A 16,711-nucleotide genomic window follows, 5' to 3' on the forward strand; every position below is an offset into this window, starting at 1 on the left:
ACGGAGAAAGACAATGGAACCACTTAGCTGGACCGGATCAATCGCCTTTCTCAACCCGCTTTTGTTTGCGGCTTTGGGACTTCTGGCGATTTCAATCCTTCTTTGGATCCTCATAGGTGCGGTAACGCCCGAGGATCGCACCATCACCAATGCCGGCGGCACGCTCAGCCTGTCGGCTGGCCCGCAAGGGCTGGCGGCGCTCGCGGTGCGCATCACTTTCCTGGCCTCAGCCGTGATCCTGCTGGCCTATATCGTGCTGGGTCTTTTCATGGGCACGGATGCCGGCATCATCGGCGCACTGTCGCAGCGAATGCTCCCTGTCTGGGCTGCGCTGATCGTCCTATTCACCCTGTCGATCGCCTTCAAACGGCGCATTGGCCTTTATGGCAAGCTCTTCGACAGCCCCATCGGCATGATCGGTTTCGGCCTTGTCATGTTCTGGGTGTTCACAGGCATCTTTGGGGCCTTTGACCTGATCGTCACACATGACTCCCTGTCGCAGGCCTCGGGGATGAAGAACAAGGCCCCCGGAACACCGCTGCGCGGCGCCGAGGAAGGGGATTTTGCCTGGTATCTGTTAGGCGGGGATAACCTCGCGCGCGATGTGTTCAGCCGCATGGTCAAAGGGGCATGGGAGGTGGTGAAGATCGCACCATTGGCCACGATATTCGCCTTCATGGTCGGGATCACCCTTGGCCTGCCTGCCGGGTACTACGGCGGCAAACTCGACACCTTCCTGTCCTTCCTTGCCAACCTGATTCTGGCCTTCCCGGTAATCCTGTTATTCTACCTGTTGGTGACGCCGGAAATCGTGGCAACCGGCCTGCCGCAATACATGGGCGTGGTCCTGTTCGCCTTTCCGATGGTGTTCTTTGGCGTGCTACTGAACGCCCGCTATCGAACACAGCCACAAAAGAACCTGATTATCCTTGCCGTGGTCCTGGTGCCGCTGTTTCTGATGTATATGTCGCTGATCAACGCGGCGGGCTCCAAGATCGACTTCTGGCCGCTGGATTTCTTTGACGTGCCCGGCGGGATCCTTGTGGTTTTTGTCTCGGTGGTCTTTGTTAACTCCCCCACCGTGTTCCGCATCGTGCGGGGGCTGACCATGGACATCAAGACGCGCGATTACGTCGCCGCCGCCCAGACACGCGGAGAGCGCCCCTGGTACATCATGCTCTGGGAGGTTCTGCCCAACGCACGTGGCCCGCTGATCGTCGATTTCTGCCTGCGTATCGGCTACACCACTATCCTGCTTGGAACCTTGGGCTTCTTCGGCCTTGGCCTGCCGCCCGAAAGCCCCGACTGGGGGTCGACCATCAACGAGGGGCGCAAGCTTCTGTCGGTCTACCTGCACCCCGCACTACCGCCCGCCATTGCCCTGCTCAGCCTCGTTCTGGGGCTGAACCTGCTGGCCGACGGGCTGCGTGAAGAAAGCCTGAGGGATTGATGACATGAGCAAGCTTGACTACACCGACGGCCCAATCCTGGAAATCGACCGCCTGTCGATCTCCTTCTTCACGCGGCTACGCGAAATCCCGGCGGTGATGGATTTTTCCGTCTCCGTCATGCCCGGCGAGGCGGTTGGCCTTGTGGGCGAGAGCGGCTGCGGCAAATCCACCGTCGCCCTTGGGGTGATGCAGGATCTGGGCAAGAACGGCCGCATCGTGGGCGGTTCGATCAAGTTCAAGGGCCGCGACCTGGGCGAAATGAGCGTCGAGGAGCTGCGCGACATTCGCGGCAATGAGATCGCGATGATCTACCAGGAGCCGATGGCGAGCCTCAACCCGGCGATGAAGATCGGCAAGCAGCTCATGGAAGTGCCGATGATCCACGAGGGCGTCAGCGAGGGTGAAGCCTATAAGCGCGCCCTTGAAGTGGTGACCGATGTGCGCCTGCCCGACCCCGAGCGTATGCTGAACAGCTATCCGCACCAACTGTCGGGCGGCCAGCAGCAGCGGATCGTGATCGCCATGGCGCTGATGTCGAAACCGGCGCTGTTGATCCTGGATGAGCCGACCACGGCGCTGGATGTGACGGTGGAGGCTGCTGTAGTTGAACTGGTCAAGGATCTGGGCAAAAAATACGGCACCTCGATGCTGTTCATCTCGCACAACCTTGGCCTTGTGCTGGAAACCTGCGACCGGCTTTGTGTGATGTACTCGGGCGAAGCGGTTGAGCGCGGCAGTATCGAGGATGTCTTTGACGAGATGCAGCATCCCTATACGCAAGCGCTGTTCCGCTCGATCCCGCTGCCGGGTGCTGACAAGAACGCACGCCCCCTGGTGGCCATTCCCGGCAACTTCCCCCTGCCCCACGAACGCCCGCCGGGCTGCAACTTCGGACCGCGCTGCGATTACTTCGAGGCAGGGCGCTGCGATGCAGGCGATATCCCGATGGCCGATGTGCCCGGCAATGATCGCCATGCCACCCGCTGCCTTAAGTTCCAAGAGATCGACTGGAACGCGCCGATCACCGTCGGGGAGCAGAAGGAAAAGACCGCGCCCGGCAAGGTGGTCCTGAAGATGGACCAGTTGAAGAAATACTACGAGGTGGCGGCGAACGCCCTCTTCGGTGGCGGCGCCAAAAAGGTCGTGAAGGCGAACGAGACCCTGTCGTTCGAGGCCCGCGAATCCGAAACACTGGCCATCGTGGGCGAATCCGGTTGCGGCAAATCCACCTTTGCCAAGGTTCTGATGGGGCTGGAAACGGCGACGGATGGCGAAATCCTGCTCGACAATCAAAACATCGAACAGACCCCCATCGAGGCGCGCGACACCAAGACCATTTCCGACGTGCAGATGGTGTTCCAGAATCCCTTTGATACGCTGAACCCATCAATGACCGTAGGGCGGCAGATCACCCGCGCGCTGGAGATTTTCGGGATCGGCGACAGCGACGCAGAGCGTAAACAGCGCATGCTGGAACTGCTGGACCTGGTGAAACTACCCCGCGCCTTTGCCGACCGCATGCCGAGGCAGCTCTCGGGCGGGCAGAAACAGCGGGTGGGCATTGCCCGTGCATTCGCGGGCGGTGCGCGCATCGTGGTGGCGGACGAGCCGGTTTCAGCACTCGATGTCTCGGTTCAGGCGGCGGTGACGGATCTGTTGATGGAGATTCAGCGCAACGAAAAGACCACGCTTCTTTTCATCAGCCACGATCTGTCGATCGTGCGATACCTCTCCGACCGGGTGATGGTCATGTACCTCGGCCATGTGGTGGAACTGGGGGATACCGACCAGGTCTTCTCGCCGCCCTATCACCCCTACACCGAAGCCCTGCTCAGCGCGGTGCCCATCGCCGATACCTCGGTCGAGAAGGAGCATATCGTGCTGGAGGGCGACATTCCTTCGGCGATGAATCCGCCCCCCGGCTGCCCGTTCCAGACGCGCTGCCGCTGGAAATCCGAAGTCCCCGGCGGCCTGTGCGAACGCGAGGTTCCCCCGGTACGACAGTTGGAGGCTGGCCATCAGATTAAATGTCACCTCAGCGATGAGGTGCTTGAGCGGATGAGCCCGGTTATCAAGATCGCAGCAGAGTGAAGCACACAAGGACCGGGATGTAAGAACCGGCCAGCGCAAAGCCCGGTCGGCCGGTTCTTACATGTCTTGAATCCAAGAAGCCCTCTATGGTTCCAGATAGACCTCATAACGCTGATCCGTCAGCGTTTTCAGAAAGGCCACAAGCGCATCGATACGGCGGGCATCCAGCGCCGGACCATGTGTCAGCTCAGTCTGAGAAACTGTCTCTGGAACAGGGATATCGCCCCAGGTTTTCCCTGTTTCCGGGTTGATCTGCGCCGCCTCCGATTTGCTGTTGTAGCGATTGTAAAAGGCGATGACAGTGCGCAGCTCCTGAAACACACCGTTGTGCATATAGGGACCTGTCACAGCCACATTGCGAAGGGTCGGCGTTTTGAACTTACCTCTTGCGCCTGGATCCGAAACCGCAGGGTTCGCGAATAGACCCTCATCTACCGTGCCGAGGGCAACGCCGTTCTCGGCCCGTCCCAGACCATTCTCTGGCACGCCGATATTGTGATAGCTGTAATCGGTAAAGGTCTCCTGAGGATCAATCGCGCTGCGTTTGAGTTGATGGCACTGATTGCAGTTGGTGAACTGCTCAGAGAAGAACAGAACCCGGCCTAGCTCTTCTTCTTTGGAGAGCTCGACTTCGCCGCGCAGAAAGCGGTCGTATTTGCTGTCAAAGGGGGAAAAGGCGCTGCTGCGTTCAAAGGCGGCAATCGCCTTTGTCATCGCCTCAAAACCGAGATTCGCATTCTCCAGCACGGATACGCCGAAATGCGCCTGAAAGGCCGTGACATAGTCTGGGTTCTCTCTCAGGCGGGTGACAGCCTGTTCCTTGCTGGCCAGCCCCATTTCCATTGGATTGAGCGGCGGTCCGCCCGCCTGTTCCTCTAGGCCCGCAGCGCGCCCGTCCCAGAACATGCCACCGGCCCAAGTTCCGTCGTCTTTCCGGTGAAATCGCGGTGCAAATGCCGCATATGAGGCGGTCGGCGCATTCCGGTCCCCCAGGGATTTCCCGTCGTCGCCAAGCGAAAACGCCCCATCCGCTGAACGGCGCGGATCTGCAAACCCATACTCCGGATCATGGCAACTGGCGCAGGATTGGGTGCGGTTTGCAGAAAGGTTCGGATCGTGAAACAGGGCTTCGCCGAGGTCTTCAAGCGTCGAAAAAACAGAAGCGGCCGCCTCGCCACCCTGGGCAATTTGACCCCAAAGGCCAAAGCAGAGAAATAGCAGTGCAACGGCAGGTCGCGCTAAAAGATTTTGCGTCGGGAAAGGCATCAAGAGACTTTCGATTCTGGGCCATTTCCTGGACCGTCTTGCAGATCCATAGGCCAGACCTTGATCGAGCGCAATTCCCGACAATAAAGATCAACTACCGGTCGCAGCTGACACAGCCTACACGCTTCAACTCAATAGCAAGACTACAATCATCAGCAAATTCATTGAGGAAAACTGCATCAATCGAGGTCGTTTGGCACTGTGAACTGCGGCAAACACTGCGAGGCAAACCGATAGCAACAGCCCCAGTAGCGAAAGAGACCCCAAAATCAGCCCGGTGGTGCCGCTTCCAGGTCCCCAGGGAGAATGCTGGAAGGACATTCCAAGAAGTCCAAAGCCGATCAAGATGCCAAGGATCGCACCTGCAAGCGTTGTAGCCACACTGCGCGTTCTTTCTTTATGGCGCGCCCCAAGAACGCTATCCACGATTTCCCGAGACGGGACAGCGGACGGGGTCCACTGCAGGCGATCAAGACGTTCATCAAAACTGTAGGCTGTCACGGCAATTCCTCCTGAAACTGACGCGGTTTTCCGCTCCAAATCAGGCAAGATCGTGACCAAGAATCGAAGTTAACGCGGCATTTACAATTATTACGAAATTATGAACCCTCAGGCGGCGGGAAGCGCTTTCAAGACCGCCACAGCGCGACCCTCCTAGCTGCCCCAGATCTTGAGCACATAGGCCTGAGTTTCCTTGTAAGGCGGTACACCACCGTGTTTTTCTACCGCTTCTGGGCCTGCATTGTATGCCGCGAGCGCCAAACGCCAAGAGCCGAATTTACGAAACTGCCGCGCCAGATACCGCGCGCCTCCTTCCAGGTTTTCGACCGGCACGGTTGGATCCACGCCAAGAGACTTCGCCGTTTGCGGCATCAGTTGCGCCAGACCCAGCGCGCCCTTGTGGGATTTAGCCTTCGGGTTCCAGTTGCTCTCTTGTTGCACTAGGCGCAGAAACAGGTCTTCGGGAACGCCGTGTTTGCGTGCCGCTGCCCTGGCCATGGGCAGGAACTCACCCCGGTACTTTCCTGTATAAACCAGCGCCCCAGCAGCGTCCGAGCCATAGGCAGACGGGGGTTTGAGCCGTGCGGAATGTTCGTATTGCTTTGCCGCGCGACTATCGAGAACCCGAGTGTGGGCCGCAAAAAGGCTGCGCTGGTTCTTGGTGGAGAACATGTCGGCGCTAGCGGGGTGACCCAAGGCCAACAAAGCAACAAGCGTGCACGAAAAAGCGGAGGGCGCCGCAAATGCACCGATGGGCTGCTTGGACCGCACAAAGCGCTGTTTGGAAGGCAGGCCCTCTGGTGCCTTGCCGGTCGATAACTGGCTGAACATCCGCGCCCCTCGCACCTGTCGTGAATTCGGAACTTATGCTGGCGCTGGACTATACCCAATCTTGATTGAATTGGAACCTTTCACTGCTCATCGGCAGATCCCTGCCAGCATCCGCGCGCCCAGCCTGCCTAGAAGCTTGCTTTCATCGCGGGCTGGGGGCCTGTAGGGTGTCGCTAACGCGCTGCAGGCCAGATTCGTTCGGGTCCGGCCGCGCAATCAAACAAGAACTGACAAGAACAAGGACAGGACCCAATGGCCGGCTCAGTCAACAAAGTCATCCTCATCGGCAATCTGGGCCGCGACCCGGAAGTGCGGACCTTTCAGAACGGTGGCAAGGTGTGCAACCTTCGGATCGCCACGTCGGAAACCTGGAAAGACCGCAACACCGGGGAGCGTCGCGAAAAGACGGAATGGCACAGCGTAGCCGTCTTCAACGAGGGGCTGGTCCGAGTTTGCGAGCAGTATCTCCGTAAGGGTTCTAAGGTCTATATCGAAGGCCAGCTGCAAACCCGCAAATGGCAGGATCAGAACGGTCAGGACCGTTATTCCACCGAAGTGGTCCTGCAGGGCTTTGGCTCGACCCTGACAATGCTGGACGGCCGCGGCGAAGGTGGCGGCGGTCAGAGTGGCGGCGGCTACGGCGGTGGCAGCGCAGGCGGAGGCTACGGCGGCGGTGGCTATGACAGCGGGCCTCAGGGTGGCGGCGGCTTCGGCGGCGGTCAGGGTGGCCCCTCGCACAATATCGATGACGACGAGATTCCCTTCTAGCCAAGGGAACACGCCCTCCAGTTCACCGACGATGTCTCAAAAGGGCTGACAGCAGTCGGCCCTTTTTGCGTTCTGACAGTAGCCTTCCAAACGCAAAAGGGCTTGGTTATGAGAGTTTTGGCTAGCCTCCAGTTTGACAAACCGCATGAGGTTGGCGGCCAAAATTGCTTTGGTTTCTATACTTTCGGACACTAACAATGCCCTTTGCGTTAATATATTGTTAATCTCATGAAGTGCTCGGAAAAGGTTTGGTAGCAATGGCAAGATTCGCATTAACGGCTCCGATTCTCATGACAGCAACAGTCATCCCGATGACTGCAAATGCCGCCACCCTTTTCTCCCAGACCTACACAGGTGCAGAGTTTGCAGCTCAGGCAACCCTGGGGAGTAACGCAACACAAAGCGTCTCAGGCAACTCTGTTACCTACAGCCCAAGTGCGAGATATGCGACACTGGCACAGCTGTTCCCGCTCAGCCCCGGTCCGCGGGGCGCGATTTCCTTTTCCGTCACAATCAACTACGACGCCCTCACCAACGACAACGACCTTGCATTCGGCTTCACCGATGGGTCAGGGATTGTCGGCGCGATGCAGGCCGACAATGCTGGCGGGTCTTTGTACCTGCTGAACGGGGCTGCCAATGATCTGACTTTGCAGCAAAGCCATATCGGATTTTCAAACGAGATCTCGGCGACCTTTACCGTCGCGGATGGAAGCGGTCCCGCATCCCTGTCCTATTCCAACGGTAGCTACAGCGCCAACAACGTGCCGCTGTCTTCAACCCTTGATACCGACGGCGTGCTTGGTTTTGCACTTTACGGTAACAACACCAATGAATCCTACCGGATCAATTCCGTTGCCCTTGAGTTCGCAACAATCGCAGCCGTTCCGCTGCCAGCGGGAGGAATGCTCTTGCTGTCAGGTCTGCTCGGCGCTGCCGCGGTGCGCCGCCGCCGTCGAAGCTAATCCGGCCATTTGCGCAAAGCCATTGTCCGCAGACGGGCTCCGCCTTCGGTTTTGCACCAAAACGAGAAAGCAAACCCGCCTGCGTCAACGGTGCGGGTTTCTTCGGTTCCGGCCCAGAAGTGTTTCGCGTTATACCAGAGGCAAGAATGGATACTTCGCCTGACCGACAGGCGAGTCGCTTCAGACGCAAGGAACACTGCACATGACATGGTCTTTCTCTCTTGGCCGCCTACTGGGTTCAGATGTGAGGGTCCATGTGACTTTCTTTCTCCTGCTGGGGTGGATCGGTCTCTCGGCCTATGCGGACCAGGGCCTGCCAGGCGCGATCGAGAATACCGCCTTTGTTCTGGCCTTGTTTGCCTGCGTTCTCGCGCATGAATTCGGTCACGCGCTGATGGCGCGGCGCTATGGGATTGCGACGCCGGACATCACCCTTTTGCCAATTGGCGGACTGGCCCGGCTTGAGCGGATGCCCACCAATCCGCTGCAAGAGATCGCAGTGGCGCTGGCAGGCCCAGCCGTCAACGTCGTGATCTGGGCTATTCTCGTCCTCATCGGCGCCGGTCACTGGACACTGGAAAGCCTGACCGATCCTGGACAGCAGTTTTCGATCTGGACCTTCCTTGGCCGTCTTGCAGCCGTGAACCTGATTCTGGCTGTGTTCAACCTGATCCCGGCATTTCCGATGGATGGAGGCCGCGTGCTGCGCGCTGCCCTGTGCCTTGGAATGGACCGGGTCAAGGCAACCCGCGTCGCAGCGCTTGCCGGGCAGATCTGCGCTGTCGGTCTTGCCTATATCGGCCTTACATCCGGCAATCCCATCCTTGTTCTAGTGGCTGGCTTTGTATTCATTGCCGCCAACGCGGAAAATCAGGATGTTGCCATGCGCGACGTCTCCCGCCAATTCATGGCCCGTGATGCGATGATTACCAGCTTCGAGGCTCTCCGTCCCGAGGACACGCTTGAGACAGCCTCGGCTGCGGTGATCCGTACCACTCAGCACGAGTTTCCTGTTCTTGATCCCGCGGGCCATCCTTTGGGATTTCTCACCCGTGCAAGCCTGTTCACCGCCCTTGCCGCGAACCGCCCTCGACTGACCGAAATATCTGCGATCATGCAGACTGATATACCCACCGTTTCGATGACCGCCGGGCTCGAAGCCATTCTCGACAGCCTGCATCAGGGCGCGCCGGCGGTTGTCGTGACAACCAAAGCAGGCGCCATCGCAGGCTATATCACCGCAGAAAACATCGGCGAGTTAATGGTCGTCCAGGGGCGCTGACAAGCGCCACCGTCAGACACCGGCTCAGGCCGTGCGCTGCAACAGCCCGTCCTCAAGAACCTTCAATACCGCCTCGCGCGGCACATCCGAGGTCACAAAGGCAGAGCCGATCCCACGCGCAAGGATGAACCGCAGCTGGCCATCCACAACCTTCTTGTCCTGTGCCATCAAATCCAGCAGCCCGGTAGCATCGGGCAGATCTCCCGGGATATCGGCGAGGTCCGCCTTCATGCCCATCGCTTTCAGATGCGCGCGCACCCGGCTTGGGTCTTCCTGGCTGCACAGCCCCAACCGCGAGGATAGCTCAAAGGCCATGGCACAGCCAATGGCAACCCCTTCCCCATGCAACAGCCGGTCCGAATAGCCGGTCGCCGCCTCGAACGCGTGGCAAAAGGTATGTCCAAGGTTCAAGAGTGCGCGATCCCCCTGTTCGGTTTCATCACGCACCACAATATCTGCCTTCATCTGAACAGATCGCGCCACCGCCTCGACCCGGGTAGCCATGTCACCGGCCGCCAGTTTCGGGCCCTGTTTTTCAAGCCAGTCGAAGAATGCCGCATCTCCCAGCAGGCCGTATTTTACCACCTCTCCATAGCCGGCGAGGAAATCGCGCGCGCTCAGCGTACCCAGCACCTCGGTATCGGCGAGCACCAGCGAGGGCTGATGAAAGGCGCCAATCAGGTTCTTGCCCTGCGGGGCATTGATGCCTGTCTTGCCGCCCACCGAGCTGTCCACCTGCGCCAGCAGCGAGGTCGGGATCTGCACGAAACGCACACCACGGCGCAAGACGGCGGCGGCAAAACCTGCAAGATCACCGACCACTCCACCACCAAAGGCCACCACAACGTCAGAGCGTTCGATCCGTTTGTCCAGCAGCCACTCCACCGCACGGGTAAACTGTGGCCAGGCCTTGGTGCTCTCACCGGGCGGCAGCGCTAGGGCGTCCATCTCAATACCCTCAAGGGCAAGTCCGGCGCGCAAGCTATCTAGATGAAGGCCCGCGACGGTCTCGTCGGTCAAAACCGCAACACGCTGGCGTTTCAGCAAGGGCTTGATCCGCTTGCCTGCCTCCATCAGCAGCCCCGGGCCGATCACCACGTCATAGCCGCGCTCCCCAAGGGGCACATGTACGATGCGTTCCATCTAGTTCCATTCCAATACGTCAGGACGCGTTCTGAGCGCTTCCAGCACCCGATCGACCATTTCCTCGATCGAGGCCTGCCCATCCGATTTCACAGTAAGATCCGCCTTGGCATAAAGCGGCACCCGCGCCTCATAAAGGCCGCGCAGGGTGCCCTTAGGATCGGGCGTGCGAAGCAGCGGGCGCGTGTCGCGGTGACGCACCCGATTCCACAACACTTCAAGGTCGGCATTTAGCCAGACAGAGATGCCTCCGTTCGAAATAAGCTCCCGGTTTTCCTTTGCGAGAAAGGCGCCGCCACCGGTTGACAGGATGCCACGTTCTTCGTCCAGCAGCCGCGAGATCACCTGACGTTCCTTGAGGCGAAAGAACGCCTCGCCATCACGGGCAAATATCTCAGGGATCGACATATTGGCCGCAGCTTCGATTTCATGATCACTGTCGAGAAACGGAACACCAAGACGGGCAGCCAAAGCGCGCCCGACGGCCGTTTTACCAGCCCCCATCATCCCCACCATGACGACAGTCTTCTTGAGCCGCATCGGCGCGACCTCTTCCATCACGGTTTCGTCTGTTTGCTCTTTTTCGCTCATTCTTCAGTGAATGACGTGATATTGCCAAAAAGGCCATATATAACTTGAACAAAAGATAAAGAAGCAGGCAGCAGGGACCTCATGGCGCGCTTGATCAAATACTTGTTTTACATCGTCATCCTGGCCGCGATCGGGCTGGTTGGGTATGCCTACGTCGGCCCGTGGTTCGGCGCTGATTTCAGCGCTCCGACAGAGGAGATCCGCAAGCCGGTGGTGCTCAATGCCGACTAGGCTGTCGCAGTTACATGCAGCTGCGGTCTGCACCGCACTGCTGGCAGGCGCATCACTTGCAGAAGAGCCGTTGACCGTTATCGACTGGCTTGGCCAGCCTACGTCGCAGGACATTCCAGACACCATCCTGATGGAGCCTGCTGTCACCGGCAGCGCAGCGCGCCCCGAGATCACCGTGACCCAGCTGGAAGCTCTGCTCCCACCCATCGGCCTTGTGGCGCCCTCCGCAACAGGGCTGCCGGTCGATCTTTGGCGCGGCAGTGACCCGGATGACATCGCCCGACTGATCCGCGAAGTCCCAGTCCAAGGCAACCCTGCGATGCAATCGCTGCTGTTTACCTTGCTGTTGTCCGAAAGCAGGCCGACGCCTGGGGGAAAGGATGCAATCCTGCTGGCCCGGCTCGACCGCCTCATGTCACTGGGTGCAATCGATCCCGCCCAGGCCTTGGCAGAGCAGGCTGGCCCAACGAGCTCTCGTGCACGGTTTGCACGCTGGTTCAATGCAACGCTTTTGACTGGAGACGAAGATCGCGCTTGCGCGGCGCTGACCGCCGCACCCCATCTGGCGCAGGACTACAGCGCGAGGATCTTTTGTGCCGCAAGACGCGGCGACTGGCCCACCGCCGCCCTGATGCTGGAAACAGCTCATGCGCTGGATCTTTTGTCCTCGGAGCAGCTCGCCGTCCTCGATCGCTTTCTGAATCCCGACATCTTCGAGGGTGCACCGCCCCTGCCCGCCCCCGATACGATGGACCCGCTCACATTCCGTCTTTTTGAAACCATTGGTGAGCGCCTGCCGACCGCGCCTCTTCCGCGTGCCTACGCCGCGGCAGACCTGCGCGACATTGCCGGCTGGAAAGCACAGCTTGAAGCAGCCGAGCGGCTGACACGTGTTGGGGCGCTGAATCCCAACCAGCTTTTGGGCCTGTTCACCGAGCGCAAACCCGCTGCGTCAGGCGGCATATGGGACCGGGTGCGGGCTTTGCAGGACTTTGAAACGGCTGTTCACGGGAATCCCACACAAGGCACGCCCCAAGCGACCGCTGACCACCTTGCCCAAGCGCTGACAGCCGCGTGGGCCGCCGCACAAGCGGCCCGCACCGAAGTCGCTTTTGCTGATCTTTTTGCCGACGATCTGGCGCGGGCGCAACTGCCCCTGGAGGCCGAGGAACTGTCATGGCGCATTCGCCTTCTGGCGCCCAGCTACGAGCTTTCGGCACGCGCAGCGCCGTCCGACAGCGCGGAGGATCTGTTCCTTGCCGCGCTTGCCCAGGGGCGGCCTCAGGATGCACAGGCTCCTTCCGAGCTGGCCCTCAGCATTGCCGCCGGGTTCAGAGATCAGGCGGAGCTGCCAACGCCCGTGCGCCGTCATCTGGATCAGGGACACTTGGGCGAAGCGATCCTGACCAGCATGTCCCTGTTCGCACGTGGCGCGGCTGGAAACCTCGGTGACCTCACAGGCGCCTTGGTCGCTTTTCGCGCCATGGGTCTGGAGGACACGGCACGGCGCGCATCGCTGCAGTTGATGCTGCTGGACCGTCACTGACATGGTGGGGCCGAAGGACGATCACCTTTGGATTTCGACCTTTCTGGAGGCGCAGGCTGCCGATCTTGGCGCTTCGCGCAACACCCTCTTGGCATATGGTCGGGATTTGAAGGATTTCGCCGGTTGGGTCGCGCGCAAGGGGGCTGAATTCAACAATCTCACGCAGGAACAGATCGAAGCATACCTAGTGGCCTGTGACGCCGAAGGGCTGTCCCGCGCCACACGGGCGCGCCGCCTTTCGGCGATCCGCCAGCTCTACCGCTTTGCCTTTGAGGAAGGCTGGCGCCGGGACAACCCGGCCATTCAGATCAGAGGTCCTGCGCGCAGCAAGGCCTTGCCAAAGACGCTGGAGGTGATCGAGGTCGACCGACTGCTGGATGCGGCACGTTCCAGTGGGCGCACGCCTTTTGATCGCCTGCGCAACACCTGCCTGATGGAGTTGCTATATGCCACCGGCATGAGGGTGAGCGAGCTCGTTTCCCTGCCCGTGGCCGCCGCCCGGGGGGATCCCCGTATGTTGCTCGTTGCGGGCAAGGGCGGCAAGGAACGTATGGTCCCACTATCCCCGCCCGCCCGTGAGGCTTTAGCGGCCTGGCTGAAGGCCCGCGATGGCGCCGAAGCTGAGGCCGAGGCGGAGGGTCGGCCCGCATCCCGGTTCCTGTTCCCCTCCCGTGGGAAGGCAGGTCACCTTACACGGCAAAGATTCTTTCTGCTCATCAAGGAATTTGCTGTCAGCGGCGGCGTTGCCCCTGAAAAGGTCACGCCTCATACCCTGCGCCATGCCTTCGCCACTCATCTTCTGGCCAATGGAGCCGACCTGCGGGCCATTCAAGCGCTTCTGGGTCACGCCGACATCGCAACGACAGAAATCTATACACATGTGCTTGATGCGCGTCTGAGCGAGCTGGTACTGGACCATCATCCGCTCTCTCGCAGCAAAACAAGCTCAGAGCGCGACTAGATTGCTTCCTGCCGTGATGAGCGGCCCTCCCCCCTTGAACCAAACCGATACCGACCCCATAACCGAGAAAACCCTTTGAAAAACGGAACCTGACATGGAAACCGAACTTGCGACCCTGGACAGTGCCTTTTGGTTCACAGCGGGATCAATCGTCCTGCTGCTTGTCCTTTCGGGGTTCTTTTCCGGCTCTGAGACGGCGCTGACAGCCGCCTCGCGCGGGAAACTCCGCAGCCAGGCCGACAAGGGGTCGCGGGGGGCACAGCGCGCCCTGGCCGTCACCGAAGACAGCGAGCGGCTGATCGGTTCGGTCCTTCTTGGCAACAACCTCGTGAACATCCTCGCGACATCGCTCGCAACTGCCCTCTTCACCCGTGCCTTCGGGGAAAGCGGTGTGGCAATGGCCACCCTGGTCATGACCCTCCTGGTCCTGATCTTTGCCGAGGTTCTGCCCAAGACGTACGCCATTTCGAATGCCGAAAAAGCAGCCTCTGCCGTGGCGCCCATCATCGCAATACTGGTCACCGTGCTGGCCCCCATCGTCGGGGCTGTGCGCCTTCTGGTGCGCACCGTTCTGCGTGTTTTCGGCGTGCAGATCGACCCCGACAGTCACATCATGGCGGTGCGTGAGGAGATTGCAGGCGCCCTGCATCTGGGCCACTCCGAAGGCGTTGTTGAAAAGGAAGATCGGGATCGGATCCTTGGTGCTCTGGACCTTTCGGACCGCTTCGTAGAAGAGATCATGCTGCACCGCTCCCATATCGAGATGATCGATGCCAATTCCGACCCGCAGGCCATCCTGGAGCAATGTCTGACTTCGCCCCATACGCGCCTGCCCGTGTTCAAGGATGAACCCGAAAACATCGTCGGCGTGGTCCACGCCAAGGACCTGTTGCGCGACATGTATGCCCAGATTGGCGGACCGGACGGCGATGCGGCAGCCTTGCGCAATTTCCAGATCACCTCGGTGGCCAAGCCGCCCTACTTCGTGCCGGAAACCACCACGCTGGACGAGCAGATGCGACAGTTCCTTCGCATGCGCAGCCATTTTGCCCTTGTCGTGGATGAGTACGGCGCACTGCAGGGCTTGATCACGCTTGAGGACATCCTCGAGGAGATCGTGGGCGAGATCACAGACGAATTCGATCCGGCAGAACAGTCGCCCGCCAAGAAAACCCAAGACGGTCACTTCATGGTCGATGGCGCCACCACAATTCGTGACCTGAACCGTGCGACCGAATGGAACCTGCCCGATGATGAAGCCAACACCATTGCCGGCCTTGTGATCCACGAAGCACAGATGATACCGACCGTGGGACAGGTGTTCTCCTTCCACGGGTTCCGCTTTGAGGTGACCTCCCGGGAAGGGAACCGCGTCACGGGCCTCAAGATTCGCCCGCTGACTTAGGTCGGAATAAAAACGGCACAGACAGGAGAGAGGTACGCATATGACACGCGCCTGGCGGTGGATCGACAGCATCTTCGTTGATTTGTCGCGTCAATTGCGCTGGTCTTTCCTGCCGCCGCTGTTGATCTATTTTGCCTACGGCGCGCAGGGCATCACCTCGGTTGCTGGGGCCTTTTATGTCAAGGAGTACCTGGACCTTCCTGCAGCCTTTCTGGCGGGCCTCAGCTTTTGGGTGGGCATTCCCTGGGCTTTGAAAATGCCGATCGGCCATCTGGTCGATCTGATCTGGCGCTGGAAGTACCTTCTGATCCTTTTGGGGGCTGCATTGATGGCGATGAGCTATTCCATCATCGTAGCCCTGCTGACGCTGCCGGAGACCATGCAGGCGATCATGCCGGTGAACGCCTGGTATGTGACCTCCATCATCCTCGCCCCTTGCGGGTTTGTGCTGCAGGATGTGGTGGCAGACGCAATGTCGGTCGAGGCCGTGCCACACAGGGACGCCAATGGCGTTGAGCTCCCCACCGAGGCAACCCGCGCGCTGCACACCACGATGCAGACCTTTGGCCGGATCGCCCTCATTGCAGGATCCAGCGCGGCGGCGGCTCTCAACGTGGTGATCTTTGAAGGCGCCGAGACCCTGCCTCAACCGGAAAAAGGCGCGCTTTACGCCCATGTCTACATGCTGGCACTTCTGGTGCCTGTCCTGTCCCTCTCAGGCGTGGTACTGGCCCTGGTGCAACGACTCCGCAAGACAGCAAATCTGCGGGGCAACGGACTGTCGGTAACAGAGATCATGGCCAGGCTGGACCCGCCGCGCGATCCCGTCGATGTAAACTGGTGGTATTTCATCGGTGGTGGCGCCTTTGTGACTCTGTCTTTAAGCGTCGGCCTCAGCGATCTTGCCTATGGGCAAGAGATCATCTTTGCCGGATCCATGGGCATTGTCCTGTTCCTCATGCGCCAGCTTATTGCCGTACTGACACCCGCCCAAGCACGCGCGCTGATCGGAACTGCGATAATCATTTTCGTCTACCGCGCCAAACCACTGAGCGGCCCCGGGACCACCTGGTTCGAAATCGATGTTCTTGGCTTCGATCCACAGTTCCTGTCGGTGCTATCGCTGATCGCATCCCTGCTGACCCTGGTCGGTATGATCGTGCTGCGTCCGATGATGGCCAACAACTCGATCACCTGGATCGTGATCTTCCTGACCATCAGCGAAGCCATCCTCAGCCTACCCAATCTTGCCCTCTACTATGGGGTGCATGAATGGACCTCTGCGATGACGAATGGCGTCGTCGATGCCCGTTTTATCGCGCTGGTGGACACTGCGGTGGAATCGCCCCTCGGGCAGGTTTCGATGATTCCCATGTTGGCCTGGATTGCCCGCAACGCACCCTCGAACCTAAAGGCGACCTTCTTTGCCGTGATGGCCTCTTTCACCAATCTGGCTCTTTCCGCCTCAAGCCTTGGAACGAAATACCTCAACCAGATCTTTGTGGTCACCCGCGAGGTGAAGGTCGACACCGGTGCGATCGTCACAGCGGCCGATTACACACAGCTGGGTCCACTTCTGATCACGGTCACAGTCCTGACCTTGTTTGCGCCCTTGCTGGCCATCCTGATCGTGCAAAACAGCCGGTTCCGCACCGAAGACTGATACCCGCAAGCTCGTT

Annotated in this window: 15 protein-coding genes; 10 read left to right on the top strand and 5 right to left on the bottom strand. The window is 59.7% G+C overall.

Translation table 11 applies throughout. From position 1 onward, the window contains the following. Positions 1 to 13: 13 nt before the first annotated feature. Both INS80_RS16905 and INS80_RS16910 read left to right on the top strand, forming a co-directional pair. Positions 14 to 1,450, top strand: coding sequence for an ABC transporter permease (locus tag INS80_RS16905; RefSeq protein WP_192966745.1), 1,437 nt, complete (start codon positions 14 to 16; stop codon positions 1,448 to 1,450). 4 nt (positions 1,451 to 1,454) lie between these two features. Next, the gene (locus tag INS80_RS16910; RefSeq protein WP_192966746.1) at positions 1,455 to 3,542 is read left to right on the top strand and encodes a dipeptide ABC transporter ATP-binding protein; all 2,088 of its coding nucleotides are present in this window, start codon (positions 1,455 to 1,457) and stop codon (positions 3,540 to 3,542) included. Positions 3,543 to 3,626: 84 nt separating this feature from the next. Here the strand turns inward: INS80_RS16910 and INS80_RS16915 are convergent, their stop codons facing one another. The 3 genes from INS80_RS16915 to INS80_RS16925 all read right to left on the bottom strand — a co-directional run bounded on the left by INS80_RS16915 (position 3,627) and on the right by INS80_RS16925 (position 5,981). Next, positions 3,627 to 4,808 (bottom strand): cytochrome-c peroxidase, encoded by a 1,182-nt coding sequence (locus tag INS80_RS16915; protein WP_192966747.1) that lies wholly within the window; start codon positions 4,806 to 4,808, stop codon positions 3,627 to 3,629. Between the two features lie 126 nt (positions 4,809 to 4,934). Further along, positions 4,935 to 5,309 carry a hypothetical protein gene (locus tag INS80_RS16920; protein WP_192966748.1) on the bottom strand — a complete coding sequence of 125 codons (375 nt, stop codon included), beginning with the start codon at positions 5,307 to 5,309 and terminating at the stop codon, positions 4,935 to 4,937. A gap of 153 nt (positions 5,310 to 5,462) precedes the next feature. Further along, positions 5,463 to 5,981: a lytic transglycosylase domain-containing protein gene (locus tag INS80_RS16925; protein WP_226892820.1), complete on the bottom strand. Its 519-nt coding sequence runs from the start codon at positions 5,979 to 5,981 to the stop codon at positions 5,463 to 5,465. A gap of 411 nt (positions 5,982 to 6,392) precedes the next feature. On the opposite strand from INS80_RS16925, the gene INS80_RS16930 reads away from it, so the two are divergent. The 3 genes from INS80_RS16930 (at position 6,393) to INS80_RS16940 (ending at position 9,155) form a co-directional block, all read left to right on the top strand. Further along, the gene (locus tag INS80_RS16930; RefSeq protein ID WP_192966750.1) at positions 6,393 to 6,908 is read left to right on the top strand and encodes a single-stranded DNA-binding protein; all 516 of its coding nucleotides are present in this window, start codon (positions 6,393 to 6,395) and stop codon (positions 6,906 to 6,908) included. A 290-nt stretch (positions 6,909 to 7,198) separates the two neighbouring features. Next, the gene (locus INS80_RS16935; protein WP_192966751.1) at positions 7,199 to 7,873 is read left to right on the top strand and encodes a VPLPA-CTERM sorting domain-containing protein; all 675 of its coding nucleotides are present in this window, start codon (positions 7,199 to 7,201) and stop codon (positions 7,871 to 7,873) included. Positions 7,874 to 8,075: 202 nt separating this feature from the next. Beyond that, positions 8,076 to 9,155 (top strand): site-2 protease family protein, encoded by a 1,080-nt coding sequence (locus INS80_RS16940; RefSeq protein ID WP_192966752.1) that lies wholly within the window; start codon positions 8,076 to 8,078, stop codon positions 9,153 to 9,155. 24 nt (positions 9,156 to 9,179) lie between these two features. Here the strand turns inward: INS80_RS16940 and aroB are convergent, their stop codons facing one another. Both aroB and INS80_RS16950 read right to left on the bottom strand, forming a co-directional pair. Continuing rightward, positions 9,180 to 10,298 (bottom strand): 3-dehydroquinate synthase, encoded by a 1,119-nt coding sequence (gene aroB / locus INS80_RS16945; RefSeq protein WP_192966753.1) that lies wholly within the window; start codon positions 10,296 to 10,298, stop codon positions 9,180 to 9,182. Continuing rightward, positions 10,299 to 10,889 carry a shikimate kinase gene (locus INS80_RS16950; RefSeq protein WP_192966754.1) on the bottom strand — a complete coding sequence of 197 codons (591 nt, stop codon included), beginning with the start codon at positions 10,887 to 10,889 and terminating at the stop codon, positions 10,299 to 10,301. Positions 10,890 to 10,970: 81 nt separating this feature from the next. On the opposite strand from INS80_RS16950, the gene INS80_RS16955 reads away from it, so the two are divergent. From INS80_RS16955 to INS80_RS16975, 5 genes are all read left to right on the top strand, one after another. After that, positions 10,971 to 11,120, top strand: a complete 150-nt coding sequence (locus INS80_RS16955; RefSeq protein ID WP_192966755.1) for a hypothetical protein — start codon at positions 10,971 to 10,973, stop codon at positions 11,118 to 11,120. Beyond that, on the top strand, positions 11,110 to 12,666 hold the full coding sequence (locus INS80_RS16960) for a hypothetical protein (RefSeq protein ID WP_192966756.1): 1,557 nt from the start codon (positions 11,110 to 11,112) through the stop codon (positions 12,664 to 12,666). The genes INS80_RS16955 and INS80_RS16960 overlap by 11 nt, the downstream gene beginning before the upstream one ends. Position 12,667: 1 nt before the next feature. Beyond that, on the top strand, positions 12,668 to 13,627 hold the full coding sequence (locus INS80_RS16965) for a site-specific tyrosine recombinase XerD (protein WP_192966757.1): 960 nt from the start codon (positions 12,668 to 12,670) through the stop codon (positions 13,625 to 13,627). Positions 13,628 to 13,721: 94 nt separating this feature from the next. After that, entirely contained in the window at positions 13,722 to 15,032 is a 1,311-nt protein-coding gene (locus tag INS80_RS16970; protein WP_192966758.1) for an HlyC/CorC family transporter, read from the top strand. A 40-nt stretch (positions 15,033 to 15,072) separates the two neighbouring features. Beyond that, positions 15,073 to 16,695, top strand: a complete 1,623-nt coding sequence (locus INS80_RS16975) for an MFS transporter (protein WP_192966759.1) — start codon at positions 15,073 to 15,075, stop codon at positions 16,693 to 16,695. Positions 16,696 to 16,711 lie beyond the last annotated feature (16 nt).

It is taken from the genome of Phycobacter azelaicus, assembly GCF_014884385.1.
Taxonomy (GTDB): Bacteria; Pseudomonadota; Alphaproteobacteria; order Rhodobacterales; family Rhodobacteraceae; genus Phycobacter; species Phycobacter azelaicus.

Bases quoted from the DNA above. Each gene is read 5' to 3' on its own strand.
- INS80_RS16925 (WP_226892820.1), bottom strand. From the start codon at position 5,981: ATGTTCTCCACCAAGAACCAGCGCAGCCTTTTTGCGGCCCACACTCGG.
- INS80_RS16950 (WP_192966754.1), bottom strand. From the start codon at position 10,889: ATGAGCGAAAAAGAGCAAACAGACGAAACCGTGATGGAAGAGGTCGCG.
- INS80_RS16955 (WP_192966755.1), top strand. From the start codon at position 10,971: ATGGCGCGCTTGATCAAATACTTGTTTTACATCGTCATCCTGGCCGCG.
- aroB (WP_192966753.1), bottom strand. From the start codon at position 10,298: ATGGAACGCATCGTACATGTGCCCCTTGGGGAGCGCGGCTATGACGTG.
- INS80_RS16940 (WP_192966752.1), top strand. From the start codon at position 8,076: ATGACATGGTCTTTCTCTCTTGGCCGCCTACTGGGTTCAGATGTGAGG.
- INS80_RS16930 (WP_192966750.1), top strand. From the start codon at position 6,393: ATGGCCGGCTCAGTCAACAAAGTCATCCTCATCGGCAATCTGGGCCGC.
- INS80_RS16915 (WP_192966747.1), bottom strand. From the start codon at position 4,808: ATGCCTTTCCCGACGCAAAATCTTTTAGCGCGACCTGCCGTTGCACTG.
- INS80_RS16970 (WP_192966758.1), top strand. From the start codon at position 13,722: ATGGAAACCGAACTTGCGACCCTGGACAGTGCCTTTTGGTTCACAGCG.
- INS80_RS16975 (WP_192966759.1), top strand. From the start codon at position 15,073: ATGACACGCGCCTGGCGGTGGATCGACAGCATCTTCGTTGATTTGTCG.
- INS80_RS16910 (WP_192966746.1), top strand. From the start codon at position 1,455: ATGAGCAAGCTTGACTACACCGACGGCCCAATCCTGGAAATCGACCGC.
- INS80_RS16965 (WP_192966757.1), top strand. From the start codon at position 12,668: ATGGTGGGGCCGAAGGACGATCACCTTTGGATTTCGACCTTTCTGGAG.
- INS80_RS16935 (WP_192966751.1), top strand. From the start codon at position 7,199: ATGACAGCAACAGTCATCCCGATGACTGCAAATGCCGCCACCCTTTTC.
- INS80_RS16905 (WP_192966745.1), top strand. From the start codon at position 14: ATGGAACCACTTAGCTGGACCGGATCAATCGCCTTTCTCAACCCGCTT.
- INS80_RS16960 (WP_192966756.1), top strand. From the start codon at position 11,110: ATGCCGACTAGGCTGTCGCAGTTACATGCAGCTGCGGTCTGCACCGCA.